This window comes from Pontibacter virosus, from assembly GCF_003096355.1.
Classification (GTDB): domain Bacteria; phylum Bacteroidota; class Bacteroidia; order Cytophagales; family Hymenobacteraceae; genus Pontibacter; species Pontibacter virosus.
This window is the reverse complement of the sequence record NZ_QEKI01000003.1, coordinates 16272-30602: the sequence shown is the minus strand read 5'-3', so window position 1 is coordinate 30602 and position 14331 is coordinate 16272. Positions and strand designations below refer to the sequence as shown.

Genomic DNA, 14331 nt, shown 5'->3' with positions numbered 1-14331 from the left:
CAACACTAAAAAACAATTATGAACCAAAGTACATTACCCGATCAGAAAAGAATCAACGACGGGTTTATCTCTCATGTAAAGACCGACTTACCTGCCGGTCTGGTGGTATTCCTGATTGCGCTCCCGCTTTGTCTGGGTATTTCACTTGCCTCCGGTGCCCCGCTCTTCTCAGGCATCATCGCCGGTATAGTAGGCGGTATCGTGGTGGGCTTTTTAAGTGGCTCCAAAATTAACGTAAGCGGACCGGCCGCCTCTGTGGCACTCATCGTATTTACGGCAATTCAGACGCTGGGCTCCTTTCAGGCAGTACTGGCCGCCACCATTATAGCGGGTGTATTCCAAATTATACTGGGCTACCTGCGTGCGGGCACCATCGCTTACTTCTTTCCCAACTCCATGATCAAAGGGATTCTGGCCTCCATCGGTCTCATCCTCATCATCAACCAGATTCCGCACGCTTTTGGCTATGCTGGCAAGGAGTTGTTCGGTAGCATGGAAGATGGGTTTAGCACCAACCTTTTTGTTGGTATACTGGATCAGATCAGCCTGGGTGCGACTATTATTACCCTGGTTTCGCTCGTCATCATATTCTCGTGGGACCAGCCTGCGCTCAAACGCTATACTTTTTTTAGGTTTGTGCCCTCTGCCCTGATTGCGGTTATCGTCAGCGTAATTCTGAATCAGATTTTCGTGGCCTATTTCCCGAATCTGGCCCTCAGTGGAAACCGCTTGGTGCAGTTGCCGGTGGCCGATGACCTGGGTAAGTTCTTCTCTTTCTTTACCTTCCCGGATTTCTCCCATATCACCAATCCGGAATTGTATACCATCGCCCTGAGCATTGCCTTTATTGCCTCCCTGGAATCTTTGCTTAGTACAGAGGCCGGTGACAAACTGGACCCCTACAAACGCAAGTCGTCCACCAACCGTGAGCTCAAGGCGCAAGGTATAGGCAACATCGTGTCAGGTTTTATTGGCGGTCTGCCGGTGACGGCTGTCATCGTGCGTACATCGGCCAACGTAACATCAGGTGGCCGCACGCCGCTGTCTACCATTACGCATGGTACGGTAATGCTCATCTGCGTAATGGCTATACCGCTTACCCTGAACATGATCCCGCTGGCTTCTCTCTCTGCGGTGCTGTTTGTGGTAGGTTATAAGCTGACGTCCATCTCGCTTTTCCGCCGCATGTGGAAGTCTGGCAAGCGCCAGTTCGTGCCTTTCTTCGTGACCATTGTGGCTGTGATGCTCACCGACCTGATCACAGGTATCATGATCGGTGGTGGTGTATCTGTGTTCATGATTCTGCGTGACAACTACCGCACACCATTCTTTATCGACAAACAAGCACACCACGAAGGTGAGCGCGTTGAATTGGTACTGTCAGAAGAGGTTACGTTCCTCAACAAGGCCAGCATTATGCTCACGCTTGACCACGTGGCCCCTAACTCCACGGTGGTGATTGATGCCAGCCGCTCGGTGAATATTGACGACGATGTGCTGGAGATTTTAGAAGAATTTAAGGCGACAGCGGCTTACAAGAACATTCAGATAGAGCAACTTGGGCTCGACAAGTTTTATGCACAGCGTAAAGTAGCCTGATTTTAACCCATTTATTTGAGAACAATCCTATAAAATAATCAGTATATAGAATCAGATTGATTTAAGTGCTGATAAATGGATTTCTCCTGTATACCTTCAACTCCTACTCCCCCCTAACAGGCAGCATAACCTGTTAGGGGGGAGTAGGAGTTTTTTTTATGATCCCTGTTACAATCTCCATATCGGCCGGCTGCAACATTGGAGCGAAAGCCACCCTGCTTACTCACTACCTACTCTATTGTATACAGGCAATAAGCCGCTTCGAGAAGTAGCTATACCTAATGGCTATACCAGCTGCCTATTGCTCACCCAAATTAAGACCCGTATGAAGCTTATATACCAAAAGATCAAAAAGCGCCTGGGGAAAATTGCAGGCAGATTTATAACACATAAAATCAGGTATAGGCCGCAGAGTATCTACAAGCTTAACGATAACCTTGCAAAGGCCACGAGCCAGAACGAGGTAATTCTATACCCAATTTACCCGGCTCTCAGAACCACTTTGGATATTTCAGAAGAGCTGTTTGAAGCCTGTTCGTCTTACTGGAAGCCGCAGCGGGAAGTCACTACTGACTATGTGGTGGTAGAAGCCCCGCATGGCAGAATCTATACCGACAATGAGAGTTGCGTGGCCATCATCAGCAAATACAACCATCTCATCGAGCATGTGTCGTTGAGTTTAAAGGACGGGAAAGTGACCGAGGCGGGGTATAGCACTGTATTTGAGCAGCGCTACTTTACAACTCCCACTAAGTTTAATGGCACTGTGTTTTCGCTCCTCACTGGCGGCGCTGGGCTCAATAACATCAGCCATTGGTTTGTGGATGTGCTACCGCGCCTTCATCTTCTCAAAGCAAGCGGGTTGTACGACAAAGTGGACTGGTTTCTGGTACCGAGCCTGCGTTATGACTACCAGCGCGAAACATTGCGTCTGCTGAATATACCTGAAGAAAGGCTAATCGCCAGCGACAAGTGTCCGCACCTGACTGCCGACTGCATTATCGCCTCTACGGCACCGCGCGGGAACCACACCCTGGTGCCGCACTGGCTCTGCGACTACATCCAACAATCCTTTGTGCCACTTGCCGGGCCGGACTCAAACGGCCAGCAGGAAAACGTGAAACTATACGTCAGCCGAAGCGACTCGAAGCTGCGGCAGGTAGAGAACGAGGCGGAACTGGTGGAGGCACTCAAGCCCTACGGTTACCGATCGGTGGTACTTAGCCAACTGTCTGTGCTCGAGCGTATCAAGTTATTCTCCAGGGCCAGCTCGGTGGTATCAGCCACGGGCGCCGGTTTGGTGAGCATGATGTTCTGCAAGCCGGGTACACAAGTAATCGAGCTGTTTCACGAGGGTTTTGTGATTGAGCCCTTTTATGACATCGCCACTAAAATGGGGATGGACTACAGCTACATTATCTGTAAGAGCGACAGCCTGGTGAAAGATGCGATGCAAGGGCAGCATGAGAACCTGAAAGTAGACCTCGCGGAACTGGTGGACCTGATCCGGGCCGAGAAGAAAAGCAAGCAACAAACAGCACAGGGACAACAACGCAAGCTGAATGTAAGTTAATAAAACAGTGATGCTAAACCGCCGCTAAGTTAAAACGGATGACTATGGAAGAAGATAAAAAAAAATACCTCGAAGCACTGCGCCAGAATAAGGGTAAGCTGGATGAAAGGGCCCTGGGCGAAAGCCTTGGCTTCAGCAAGGAGTATACTGACGAGCTGATCGAAGGACTTATGTCGGATGAAAAAATAGAGTATAGCACAGATCAAAACTGCGGCTACAAAGTGAAGGCGTGAGCCATTGAACTTAATTAAAACCCAAGTCACCTAATTTGGCAGGGCCATTGGCTGCTGGTATACCACATACCGCAGCCAATGGCCTCATTTTTTTCGTCTCCAGTTACGGCCAAACACTCCTGATCTCTTTGTAAGTACCTGAATTTCTAAGAGAGTTTGATCACTCAGGCTGTCACTGTCTACTTTATAGCTTTTCCGAGCAGGCTTGCTCAACAAATATTTAGGTATAAGCTACTTGCTTTATACTTTCAAATGAATATATTTACATATCTAAAACTATTTAACCCACTCACTTATTAAAAATCAGCGCTTATGAGCATGATGAAAGAATTTAAAGAATTTGCCATGCGTGGCAACGTAATGGACCTGGCCATCGGTATCATCATTGGTGCGGCGTTCAGCGGATTAGTAAACTCCGTCGTAAACGACTTGATCATGCCGTTGGTGGGTGCAGCCCTGGGCGACATGGACTTCTCGAATCTCTATGTACCGCTCTCTGAGGCCGTACCAGAAGGTCTGGCTTTGGAAGAAGCACGCAAACTGGGCGCCGTATTTGCCTGGGGTAACTTTATCACGATCTTGCTTAACTTCCTGATCCTGGCCTTCATCATTTTCATGATCGTAAAAGCCATGAACCGCATGATGCGCAAAAAAGCCGCTGCCCCTGCCGTGCCGCCAGCTCCGACCAAAGAAGAAGTGCTCCTCACAGAAATGCGCGACGCCCTGCGAACCATCGCTTCGAAATAACTTTACTCTTTTACATAAAAAAACCATGCTGTACGAGGGCGGATCTGCCTGAGTATAGCATGGTTTTTTGTTGAATGGTTGAATGGTTGGTGCATGATTCGGACAGGTCGCGACCTGTCCCTACAGTCGGTCACGTTCTGAAAATGTACTACTATAATGCTCTTCGGGACTTACCAATCCCGATGCTTTATAGAGAGCCCCTACCCCCAACTGTCGGGGATTTCCTAATCCCCATGTATAGGTTTTAGCGCTCTTTCAGACATCCATGTCCGAAAGAGCATTTGGTGTCTAAAAGAGCATTTGAAAAAGCGGCCGGAGTCTGCCTGATGACCCAAACTCGCGGGACGTGAGTGAAGGCGAAAGAGGAACAGTGCAACATCTCTGCACACGAACGACGTTACATTGTAACGTCGCTACAATCAAATTCTCTAACTCCTAACCTCTCAAACTCCTAAACTCTCTTATACCTGTCTTTCGGTTCAACCGCAGCCAGTTCCTGCAGGAGCTGCGCTATGTTTCGGGTGGTGGCTTCAAAAAAGGCTTTGCCTTTGGCAGGTGTGGCGGCGGCGGGGCTGCCAATGCCGGTGTCGTCGCTAACTTGCGACCACAGGCGCTCCGACCAGGCCCAGCCTTCGCGTATACCTGTCAGCCTGGACTTGTGCTCTTTGCCCTCTCCTGCTTCGCTGAGTGGTAGCACCAGGTCGGGGCGCAGGTGCTGCATGATGCTGGTTTCCATCTCATCGGCATGGTCGCCGGGGCTGTCGAAAAAGGCTTTGCGGTCGGCAGCCAGGAACCAGTTGCAGGTGAGCAGGAACATCTCCGGAAACTTCAGGCCCAGTTCGCGCAGCATCGGTTTAAAATCGTTGCCGCCGTGGCTGTTGAGCACCAGCAGCTTACGGATGCCCTGCCGGTCGAGCACTTCTACGATGTCGCGCAGAATGGCCAGCTGCGTGCTGGGGTTCAGGTTGATGTCGAGGGTGATGTCGGCCTGGCCGGTGTTCACGCCAAAAGGGATAACCGGAAGCACGGTTACCTTTGCGCCTGCCTCCCAGGCCAGTCGCGCTGCTTCTGCGGCCACCGCTTCGGCTTCGTAGTTGTCGGTGCCGTAGGGCAAGTGGTAGTTGTGGGCTTCGGTGGCGCCCCAGGGCAGTATAGCCACCTCAACCTGCTGTTCTTTAATGGCTTTCCAGTTCGATTCGGCAAGGATGTAGGGACGCATAATTTAAGTTTGGGAGTTTAAGAGTTAGTGATTTAAAAAGTTTGTGAGATAGAATTTGGGAACGAGTGAAGTTAGGAAGGCTACCGTATACGAAGTAGTTGAGTTAGTTTATAGTGAATATCTGTTTATCCCAGATATCTTCACTTTTTAAAATTAGTCCTGAGCCTCAAACTCCTAAACTTCTAAACTCTCTAACTTTCAACAAGCCAGGCGATGGCCTCTTCTGTATTGGCAAAACTGCGGTAAGCGATGGATCCAACCACCAGGGCGGCTGCATTAGAGGAAATCGCTTCCCGGTCAGCATCAGCAGTGTTTAACTTGGCAAATTTGCTCAGCCGTGTGGTAGCCAGTTGTAGCGCCAGTTGGTTTATAATTTTGGCGTACTCCTCCATCGGCACCGTAATCTTCGACTGCGTCGTATCGGTCAGGATGCGCTTGATGTCATAGCTGCGCACAGCTCCTACCACCTCATCTATGATATAGGCTACCTCTGGCATGGTATAATCATGCATATTGGGCCATTCCACAAACAGGATATCGTGGGTGGGATTGTAATCAAGCTTCAGGAATTTGTTGGGAATGATCATCTGGGTTTACAGGGTGTGGTGCGTTTTTGAAAGTACTGTGCAACTGTTTGGTACCTAGGCGAGCAGCCAGTTGCGGGCATTGCCATACAGCTCGAACTCCATGTAAGGGTATGGGAGCTGTGTGTAATCGAGGGACTTGTACATGTTTTCTGAACTGATCCGGGCTGAGATGTCAGTTGACCTGACGCGGGCCATTTTCTCCAGTTGATTCGCTTGCTCGAAGAACAAGGGAGCCCACTCTTCTATTGTCCACTGCTGGTCTGACAGGCGCACCACCCGGGCCTGCCGGTAATCTCCCAACCAGCGTTTTACTTCGTACTTTTGCAGCGCTTCAATGTAATGTAGCATTGCCTCGCGGTACGCCGCGCTGGAAGCATAGGCCAGCCAGGTGATCTCGAGCAGTTGCTCCGGCTTGTAGTAGGCAATGCTTATATAGTCCTTTTTGTATATTATCATTGCAATACGGTCTGTAGGGCAGGTATAGCTTGTTGCATAGCGACAGTATCGTTTCCACAAATTTATCGCCAGCGTGCTCCACCTAGCTATTTCGACAAGGGTTTGCAATTAAGGGTTTCCCGTTTTAAAATCAAAACCTCTTTGTAATTTTAGCATAAATTAATGACTAGGTCGCACTTTGGCTTGACCGCTTAGCTGCTGCTTTGTATCTTACACCGTTTCATTTCCGAAACTCTCCAGAACGCGTCTCAGCCCATGATTCTTTTGCAAAACAGCATACTGCGATTAGAGTACGAACCTGCTACCGATATCCTGCAGGTGCGCTACCCCGACCTGCAGCGCTATCATCTGTCAGAGATCAAACACAGTCTGCAGGTTATGGTGCAGACGATCCGAAACTACGATGTGCGCAAGTTGTTGCTCGATGCCCGCACGACTTCCATAGAGATTGATGATGAAGAGAACCGGCAGCTGACCCTGGACCTGGCAGCCATGCTGTCGCAGACGAGGTTGGTGAAGGTAGCCCGCGTGCAGCCGTTTGACCCGGAACATGAGGCGCGTGCCCAGCGCAACATCGAAGCGGCACGCAAGGCTGGCGCATTATCCTACGAAGTGGCAACGTTCACGACACCTGCCGCGGCCCTCGACTGGTTAAAAGAATAATACAGGCACAAAAAAAAGCGGCCCCGGTCGTTCACCCCCGGAGCCGCTTATACTTTCACAAAATGAGCTTTCGCTAAGCTTTCTATATATACGCTCGTCTATATTAAAAAGTTGTAATCTTTTTTAAATTATTTTTCGGGAGTGCTTCCAGATCCGGCCATTACTGACAGTGTCTTCCTAAATCGCATTTGTCTGAATGATCCACCTTCTTCAAAAGAACAGGTATAGACACAGAGTTCCCGTCTATACCCAATCCATTTAATGCCCCCAATGCAACTGAACTGACCGCCTTCTACCAGCATCTCTATTAAGCAATTTACAAAGTATACACGCAAGTCGGCGGTCCAGGTATACGTTGCAAAGTTTTTTCAGATATAGCTTAAAGTCGCAGAGCATTTTCTACTGGTCGTACGGCGGATTGCCGATCACAACATCGAAGCCAAGGTAATTGCCTGCTTCGCCGAGCATATCACAAACTCAAACAGCCACTTAAATGCACTCTCGTACAACCTGTTCGCCACCAATCTGCTCTTGCCCATGTGTTAATTTCATATCCACCGTAAAAGGATACTGACTTACAGTAAAATACAATTATTCTATATAGATCATTATTAATATAATTAAATTTAAAATTAATATAACAATAGTATAGCAGCCTGCGTATTGTTAAAATCTCGTTTACAATAACAGTTAACAAATCATTGGCATATTGCTACTTCCGTACCGCGCAACTGCTTATCTGGGCTCGGCACGGTTCTGAGAAGGGGAATTTACTGCCATGCAGAGCGGGTCTGTCTGTACAGGTCATCAGATTGTGTTTTTAACTATTACTAACTATAAAACCTTTAACATGACTAACAGACTTTTTACCCGCAACAACTTGCTCGTCTCAGCGGCTTTTGCCTTTATAGGCTTAACGGGCTGTAACCCAGAAGAAGACATGGGACCGGCAAATGAGCTAAACTCACAGAGCGATATGCTGGCTCAGTCCACCGACAACCCCAACAAGGTGTCCGTTCGCACCAACCACTATCTTGTGCTCTCGACAACCGACCAGTTGCCTGCAGGCCTGGAGGGTAATGTGGCAGCTGCTAATGGCCGGGTAACTTCTCTGTTGGGTGGAGCTGGTGTAGCTGCCGTCTATTCCGAAGACCCTGATTTTATCAGAAAGGCGTCCCGGATAAGCGGTGTGCGCTCCGTGGTGCGCGACCTCCATATACAATGGTACAATCCGGACGACATGAAGGTCATTGAACTCGAAGCGTATGGGAACCCGCCTTCCAGTGGTGATAAGGACCTCTACTTTGATCTGCAATGGGGCCATGCGGCTATCCACGCACCCGCCGCCTGGAATGCCGGAGCCCGCGGCCAGGGTGTGCGTGTAGCTGTTCTGGACAGTGGCTTTGACCTGGACCATCCCGATCTTGCCCCAAACATAGATTTAAGCGCAAGTAGAAATTTTGTAGTGGGTGAACAATTGTCTTATGCCCTGCCGGGCGTAGGTAGCCACGGTACTCACACAGCAGGCACAATTGGCGCAGCAGACAATGACTTCGGCATCATAGGTGTGGCGCCAGAGGTGGAACTCATCCTAGTAAAAGTGCTGCGCGATGGTGGATCCGGTACTTTTGGCTGGATGATGGAAGGCATTGTGCATGCTACGCAGCAGGGCGCTGATGTGATCAACATGAGCCTGGGGGCTTCTCTTCCTCGCAATGGTCGCTTCCTCAACGACAACGGCACGCCGGATGACCCTTCTGACGATTTCTATGAGAACGACACCAGGGCAGTACAGGAGTTGCTGCTGGCCATAGACCGGGTAACACGCTATGCAACCAGGAATGGTGTAACCGTCATCGCTTCGGCTGGCAACGCCGCTAACAATGGCAATGCGGACAAGTCGCTCATGCACATACCGTCTGCTTCATCCAATGTGATCTCCATTTCGGCCACAGCGCCGCGTGGATGGGCATTGGCCCCTTCCACTACCTTTATGGATAACCTGGCTTCGTACTCTAACTACGGAACAAACGACATCCATTTTGCAGCGCCAGGTGGTGACTTTATATTTTATTATGAACAGTTGGGACTACAGTCCGCTACTATAGGAACACTAACCCGGCCTGCCTATGTTTTTGACTATGTATTTAGCTCAGGCAGCAACCTGGACCCGTCAATTGCTTCTTACTACTGGTCCGTAGGCACCAGTATGGCGGCTCCGCATGCGGCAGGCGTAGCGGCGCTCATCATTGGTCAGAACGGTGGGGATATGGACCCGGCCCGTGTGCTGGCCAAAATGCGCGCCACTGCCGACGATCTGGGCAAACCAGGCCGCGATCCTTATTATGGTTATGGTCGTCTGAATGCGCACCGTGCCGTAACAGAATAAGTAGACACACGCTCATAACAACGGCCGGACTGTAGAAATACTGTCCGGCCGTTGTTTTTTATACAGGCGCTGCGGCAGTAAACCATGGTCACAACCCATTAACCTAATTATCCAAATACAAACCTAAATCCTATACCTTAAGCAAGAGTCAGTTCTGTATCGGGTTTCATGCTTTTATACCAGATATAGGATATAAAACAGCCAGTTTTCTACATTTAGAATAATCTGATAAATATTGACGAACATTTGAACCCATATTGCCTAATTACAATTACATTCAGGAAGTTTTTAGCTAATGCACCTCTATGAAGGTAAATTTTACGCCACCTGAAGAACTGGTACTAACCCCAGATTTCTATAGTTCTATTGTACGCCACGGATCCGAGCTCATCACGGTGCTTAACTGGGAAGGTGACTACCAGTACGTATCGGACTCTATTCATACTGAGTTGGGCTATACCTCTAAAGATCTACTGGGCACCAATGTGCTCAACCTCATCCACCCCGACGATGCCGACGACATCCGTAAAGAGCTTTACAATCTGACGTACGGTGGCGTCAAACAGGTGGCGCTTTCTCCTTTCCGCTTCATGGCTAAAAACGGGGACTGGCGCTGGCTCAGCTGCGTGTCCACCAACATGCTGGACAACCCGCATGTGCGGGGCCTTGTCACCAACTCCCGTGATATTACAACTAAAATGGAGGCGCTGCGGCAGAAAAAAGAAAGCCAGGCCTACTACAAAGCGCTCTTCTTCAACAACCCCGATCTGGTGTTCACGATTGCCACAAACGGTCGTGTGGAAGCCTGCAACGATGCTGTGGTCAACCTGACCGGCTATACCCGTGAGGATTTCCCGGAAAGTAACTTTGCTGACTTTCTATTGCCAGCATACCGCCAGGAAGCATTTGAGGCTTTTTACAAAGCGCTTGCCGGGCAGTCCCTCAATTTCGAAACCTGCATCAGGCACCGCAATGGTACAAAACGTTACCTGTCTGCTAACCTGTTACCGGTAGTGCTGGAGGGTCGTGTGCTTGCCATACAGTGCATCGCCAAAGACAGCACAAACGAAAAAGAAGCAAACCTACTTGTAAAAGCGCAGGCACAGAAACTGCACAACATACTGGAGGGGATGGTAGAAGGCTTTTTTGCACTGGATACGGCATGGCGCTACAGCTTTGGTAATACGGTTTTCGCCAATTTTCTGGGTCGCTCCCTCGACGATCTGATGAACCGCCACATCTGGGAAGAATATCCTTTCCTGGTGGGTTCTCAGTTTCAGCTGAAATGCTTAGAGGTGGCCAAGAACAGAAAACCCGTTCAGTTCGAAGAGCATTTCAGTAGTATAAGTGCCGTGCTGCGCTTTACGCTGAGTCCGTTTGCAGACGGCATTCTGGTCTCGTTTGTAGACATAACAGAGCAGGTTGCTGCGCAGGAAGAGCGGCGTAAACTTTCGTTGGTGGCCAGCAAGACCACCAATGGCGTCATCATCACCAACAGCAACCTCGAAATAGAGTGGGTGAACGAGGCTTTCTGCAACGTCACCGGCTATACGCTGGAGGAGGTTGCCGGCAAGCGCCCCAGCACCATCCTCACCTCCACTGACGCAGACCCGCGTGAGATTGCCTGGGTAAGGGAGCAGTTGGCTCTGGGTGTGCCCATGCGGAAGGAAATGCGCAGCTACAAGAAAAACGGAGAGATGATCTGGGCCGACGTCACCATTTCGCCGATCGCAAATGAGCAGGGCCAGATCGAAAAGCACGTTTACATCCACACCGATATCACCGAGCGCAAGCTCGATCAGGAGCGGCTACTCAAAACCACGGAGCACCTGTACCATCAGAATCAGGATCTGCAGCAGTTCAACTACATTGTGTCGCACAACCTGCGCGCGCCAGTTGCTAACCTGGTCGGCCTCTCAACGGTGCTGCAAAAGCTCGACCGCAACAGCAACCGCTTTATGCAGGGCCTGCAGAACCTGGAGACATCCGCCCGCCGACTCGACGATGTGATCAGCGACCTGAACAAGATACTGGCCGTGCGCTCCTCTAACCTGCAGGCGGCCCACGAAATGGTCAGCCTGAGCGAAGTGGCGGGCGAAGTGGTGCAGAGCCTGCAGCATTTGCTCAGCCAGACCGAAGGACGTATTGTGCTCAACCTGCAGGCAGATGACCTGCTCTGGGCCAACCGCGCCTACGTGTACAGCATCCTGCACAACCTCATATCCAACGCGATCAAGTATAAATCTTCGCAACGCGACTTACTTATTGCGTTAAATAGCGTAAGGGAAGAAGACAGTCTGCAACTACATGTAAAGGATAATGGCAGAGGAATGGACCTGGCACTGGTAAGGCCGCATCTGTTTCAGCTTTATAAGCGCTTTCACACAGGGCCTGAGGGCAAAGGCATCGGGCTTTACCTGGTGAAAATGCAAATGAACGCCATCGGGGGAGAAATCGAGGTAGACAGTGAGCCGGAATTGGGAACTACCTTCACTTTACATTTTAAGCACGCCGCCTATGGTCAGCAAGGTATACATAATTGATGATGATGACATCAGTATTTACCTAACCTCTCTGGTACTGGAGCAAGCGGGCTTTGCCAGGGAGATCTGCACGTATACCTCGGCAGATGATGCACTGGCCGATTTAGGTTTACCTGTTTCTGCCCCCCTGCCGGACGTCATCCTAATTGATCTGAACATGCCGGTTAAAAGCGGATGGGATTTTCTGGACATCCTGCGCCCTTATGAAGGCGCGCTTCAGGGAAAGCTGGATGTGTTCATCCTGACCTCCTCCATTGCTACCAGCGACAAGGATCAGTCCCGTGATTATCCGCTTGTGCGCGGATTCCTGCACAAACCGTTCAACGAAGAAAGCCTGGATTACATCAAACGCTCACGCAAGGGGCGCTCCTAGGCATCATACATGGGCAACCTGACCGTGAAGCGTGTTCCTGCCTGCTCCCTACTCTGCACGCTGATGCTACCCCCCTGCAGCCTCACCAGTTCATACACGATGGACAACCCGAGCCCGCGCGATTCCTCTCCGTTCAGGCCCGTTCTGGAGGCGCTGCTCCGCCGCTCAAATAAGGCAGGGAGCAAGTGCTCCGGTATACCGATACCGGTGTCGCTGTGCTCTACAACAGCCTCTCCCCCATCCTGGAAAGCACGAATGGTGATGGTGCCATCCTGAGGCGTGAACTTGATGGAATTGGAGATCAGGTTATTCAGTATCTGTGAGAACTTGATCTGATCCAGTGACACCATCAGGGGCTCTTCCGGCAGCTGCAACACAAACTGCTGCTGCACCATCTGGCCTTTTTTGTAAAATTCCACCACATTCCGGATCTGCTCGCTCATGTCCACGCGGGTTTTGTGCACATATACCTCCGGCGACTGCAGGTGCTCTTCGCTCAGCAGATCTTGGATCAGGTCCGTGCACTGGGTGCAAGCAGTTTCGATAATGTCTGTAAACTGCATTATCTCCTGATTTTTATCATTATGCTCCCTACGAAGCAGGGAGGCCACACTTTTAACGACGGCTAAAGGGCCACGCAGGTCGTGCACTACCATTTCGAGTGCGCTGTTCTTTCGTTGTCCGAACTCCGTCAGGTAATTGATAAAATCCTGCTGCCGGGTCACGTTCTCGGCCATACCTGCCAAAGCGATCACATGCCGGGCACTATCCTGAATCGGGTGTGCGATGTAGCGTATATAACGTTTGCGTCCGTGCCGCTCGATACGTACGATCTCGTCCACATGATCTCCCTTCAATAGTTTGTGCCAGCAGCGCTCAATGGCCGAGCGGTCCTCTTCGATAACGGAGTCAAGCAGTAGCTGGGGCAGCTCCTGCAACTGCGATTCCGCTATCTCCCAGATGTCGTACACAGCTGGCGATAGATAGTCGAATTTATGTTGCCTGAGATTATATTGAAATAAGACTTTTGAGCTCTGTTCTCCTATCTGGTGAAGTATGTCTAGTTTGTTCATAAATTGGGGGCGTTAGCATCTTCGTAAATACGGGGCAGCGGGCGGGATGTTAAGAGCCCGCTGTGCTTATGTATTTTCCACTATCTTCGTGTATGCTATGCCAGGACGTAAAAATTTATCTAACAACCTGATGCGGGGAGCACCCTGCCTGGTCTGCAGCTTCATGCTGTTGTTGCTCTTGCCCCTAAACACAGCCGCTCAGCAGAAAGAGGTAGAGCACGATGAACAGCTCTGGTTCGGTTACATGACAGCGGCTCGGATTTCGGAGGGATTTTCTATCTGGAATGATATCCACTACATTCCGGGGGGCTTTGGCATAGCACGCACCGGCCTTACGACGCACCTTCCACACCGCATTGACCTAACAGCAGGTTATGCGCATGCGCGTCTGCCGGTAGGCGGCCAACTTCGGCGCCGGGAGCACAGACCCTGGGCACAAGTCGTTATACCGACCCCGATTGGTGGAAACTTTAAGCTACAGCATCGCCTGCGCTGGGACCTGCGCTACCGCCAGCGCATAGTGGCCGGCGAGCTGTCGGAGGACTATACCTTTAACCACCGGGCCCGCCTGCAAACGGTGCTGCGACGCAACTTCCCGACCCTGACCTTTAAAGGTATACTACCCAGTCTGGCCTTGGGCAACGAACTGTTGATGAACTTGGGAGAGCGAGCCGCGACCCCTTTTGACCAGAACCGCATTTCGCTGATGGCTGCCGCCCGCTACCGGGGACTGATGCTGCAGACAGGTTATATGAACCGCTATGTACAGACGGCGACGCCTGGCCGATTTACAAGCAACCATACCCTGGTTGTGTGGTTGTTTCATACCCTGGACTGGCGGCGGGAAGTGCAGCCCTGAAGTACAGGGAGATTAAC

The 14331-nt window shown here is 50.6% G+C and carries 13 protein-coding genes; 9 read left to right on the top strand and 4 right to left on the bottom strand.

Translation table 11 applies throughout. From position 1 onward, the window contains the following. Positions 1 to 18: 18 nt before the first annotated feature. The 4 genes from C8E01_RS05390 to mscL all read left to right on the top strand — a co-directional run bounded on the left by C8E01_RS05390 (position 19) and on the right by mscL (position 4152). On the top strand, positions 19 to 1599 hold the full coding sequence (locus C8E01_RS05390) for a SulP family inorganic anion transporter (protein ID WP_116542346.1): 1581 nt from the start codon (positions 19 to 21) through the stop codon (positions 1597 to 1599). Between the two features lie 325 nt (positions 1600 to 1924). Further along, entirely contained in the window at positions 1925 to 3172 is a 1248-nt protein-coding gene (locus C8E01_RS05385) for a glycosyltransferase family 61 protein (RefSeq protein WP_116542345.1), read from the top strand. Between the two features lie 44 nt (positions 3173 to 3216). Next, the gene (locus C8E01_RS05380) at positions 3217 to 3405 is read left to right on the top strand and encodes a hypothetical protein (protein ID WP_116542344.1); all 189 of its coding nucleotides are present in this window, start codon (positions 3217 to 3219) and stop codon (positions 3403 to 3405) included. A 318-nt stretch (positions 3406 to 3723) separates the two neighbouring features. After that, positions 3724 to 4152 carry a large conductance mechanosensitive channel protein MscL gene (gene mscL, locus C8E01_RS05375; protein WP_116542669.1) on the top strand — a complete coding sequence of 143 codons (429 nt, stop codon included), beginning with the start codon at positions 3724 to 3726 and terminating at the stop codon, positions 4150 to 4152. A gap of 451 nt (positions 4153 to 4603) precedes the next feature. Here the strand turns inward: mscL and C8E01_RS05370 are convergent, their stop codons facing one another. The 3 genes from C8E01_RS05370 to C8E01_RS05360 all read right to left on the bottom strand — a co-directional run bounded on the left by C8E01_RS05370 (position 4604) and on the right by C8E01_RS05360 (position 6414). Further along, complete coding sequence (locus C8E01_RS05370) at positions 4604 to 5371, bottom strand: creatininase family protein (protein ID WP_116542343.1); 768 nt, start codon at positions 5369 to 5371, stop codon at positions 4604 to 4606. Between the two features lie 191 nt (positions 5372 to 5562). After that, positions 5563 to 5958 carry a hypothetical protein gene (locus C8E01_RS05365; protein WP_116542342.1) on the bottom strand — a complete coding sequence of 132 codons (396 nt, stop codon included), beginning with the start codon at positions 5956 to 5958 and terminating at the stop codon, positions 5563 to 5565. A gap of 54 nt (positions 5959 to 6012) precedes the next feature. Continuing rightward, complete coding sequence (locus tag C8E01_RS05360; RefSeq protein ID WP_116542341.1) at positions 6013 to 6414, bottom strand: hypothetical protein; 402 nt, start codon at positions 6412 to 6414, stop codon at positions 6013 to 6015. 255 nt (positions 6415 to 6669) lie between these two features. Between C8E01_RS05360 and C8E01_RS05355 the strand changes: the two genes are divergently transcribed. The 4 genes from C8E01_RS05355 to C8E01_RS05340 all read left to right on the top strand — a co-directional run bounded on the left by C8E01_RS05355 (position 6670) and on the right by C8E01_RS05340 (position 12382). Beyond that, positions 6670 to 7077, top strand: a complete 408-nt coding sequence (locus tag C8E01_RS05355) for a hypothetical protein (RefSeq protein ID WP_116542340.1) — start codon at positions 6670 to 6672, stop codon at positions 7075 to 7077. Between the two features lie 850 nt (positions 7078 to 7927). After that, positions 7928 to 9466 carry a S8 family peptidase gene (locus C8E01_RS05350; RefSeq protein ID WP_116542339.1) on the top strand — a complete coding sequence of 513 codons (1539 nt, stop codon included), beginning with the start codon at positions 7928 to 7930 and terminating at the stop codon, positions 9464 to 9466. Positions 9467 to 9771: 305 nt separating this feature from the next. Next, on the top strand, positions 9772 to 12009 hold the full coding sequence (locus C8E01_RS05345; protein ID WP_116542338.1) for a PAS domain S-box protein: 2238 nt from the start codon (positions 9772 to 9774) through the stop codon (positions 12007 to 12009). Continuing rightward, a complete protein-coding gene (locus C8E01_RS05340) occupies positions 11984 to 12382 on the top strand; it encodes a response regulator (RefSeq protein WP_116542337.1) in 399 nt (132 codons plus the stop codon). The genes C8E01_RS05345 and C8E01_RS05340 overlap by 26 nt, the downstream gene beginning before the upstream one ends. On the opposite strand, the gene C8E01_RS05335 is transcribed toward C8E01_RS05340, so the two are convergent. Then, a complete protein-coding gene (locus C8E01_RS05335; RefSeq protein ID WP_116542336.1) occupies positions 12379 to 13455 on the bottom strand; it encodes a sensor histidine kinase in 1077 nt (358 codons plus the stop codon). The genes C8E01_RS05340 and C8E01_RS05335 overlap by 4 nt on opposite strands. 97 nt (positions 13456 to 13552) lie before the next feature. On the opposite strand from C8E01_RS05335, the gene C8E01_RS05330 reads away from it, so the two are divergent. Beyond that, positions 13553 to 14314, top strand: a complete 762-nt coding sequence (locus C8E01_RS05330) for a DUF2490 domain-containing protein (RefSeq protein WP_165820569.1) — start codon at positions 13553 to 13555, stop codon at positions 14312 to 14314. The last annotated feature ends 17 nt before the right edge of the window (positions 14315 to 14331 follow it).

Coding starts and splice junctions, on each gene's coding strand:
- C8E01_RS05390 (WP_116542346.1), top strand. CDS start 19: ATGAACCAAAGTACATTACCCGATCAGAAAAGAATCAACGACGGGTTT.
- C8E01_RS05385 (WP_116542345.1), top strand. CDS start 1,925: ATGAAGCTTATATACCAAAAGATCAAAAAGCGCCTGGGGAAAATTGCA.
- C8E01_RS05380 (WP_116542344.1), top strand. CDS start 3,217: ATGGAAGAAGATAAAAAAAAATACCTCGAAGCACTGCGCCAGAATAAG.
- mscL (WP_116542669.1), top strand. CDS start 3,724: ATGATGAAAGAATTTAAAGAATTTGCCATGCGTGGCAACGTAATGGAC.
- C8E01_RS05370 (WP_116542343.1), bottom strand. CDS start 5,371: ATGCGTCCCTACATCCTTGCCGAATCGAACTGGAAAGCCATTAAAGAA.
- C8E01_RS05365 (WP_116542342.1), bottom strand. CDS start 5,958: ATGATCATTCCCAACAAATTCCTGAAGCTTGATTACAATCCCACCCAC.
- C8E01_RS05360 (WP_116542341.1), bottom strand. CDS start 6,414: ATGATAATATACAAAAAGGACTATATAAGCATTGCCTACTACAAGCCG.
- C8E01_RS05355 (WP_116542340.1), top strand. CDS start 6,670: ATGATTCTTTTGCAAAACAGCATACTGCGATTAGAGTACGAACCTGCT.
- C8E01_RS05350 (WP_116542339.1), top strand. CDS start 7,928: ATGACTAACAGACTTTTTACCCGCAACAACTTGCTCGTCTCAGCGGCT.
- C8E01_RS05345 (WP_116542338.1), top strand. CDS start 9,772: ATGAAGGTAAATTTTACGCCACCTGAAGAACTGGTACTAACCCCAGAT.
- C8E01_RS05340 (WP_116542337.1), top strand. CDS start 11,984: ATGGTCAGCAAGGTATACATAATTGATGATGATGACATCAGTATTTAC.
- C8E01_RS05335 (WP_116542336.1), bottom strand. CDS start 13,455: ATGAACAAACTAGACATACTTCACCAGATAGGAGAACAGAGCTCAAAA.
- C8E01_RS05330 (WP_165820569.1), top strand. CDS start 13,553: ATGCCAGGACGTAAAAATTTATCTAACAACCTGATGCGGGGAGCACCC.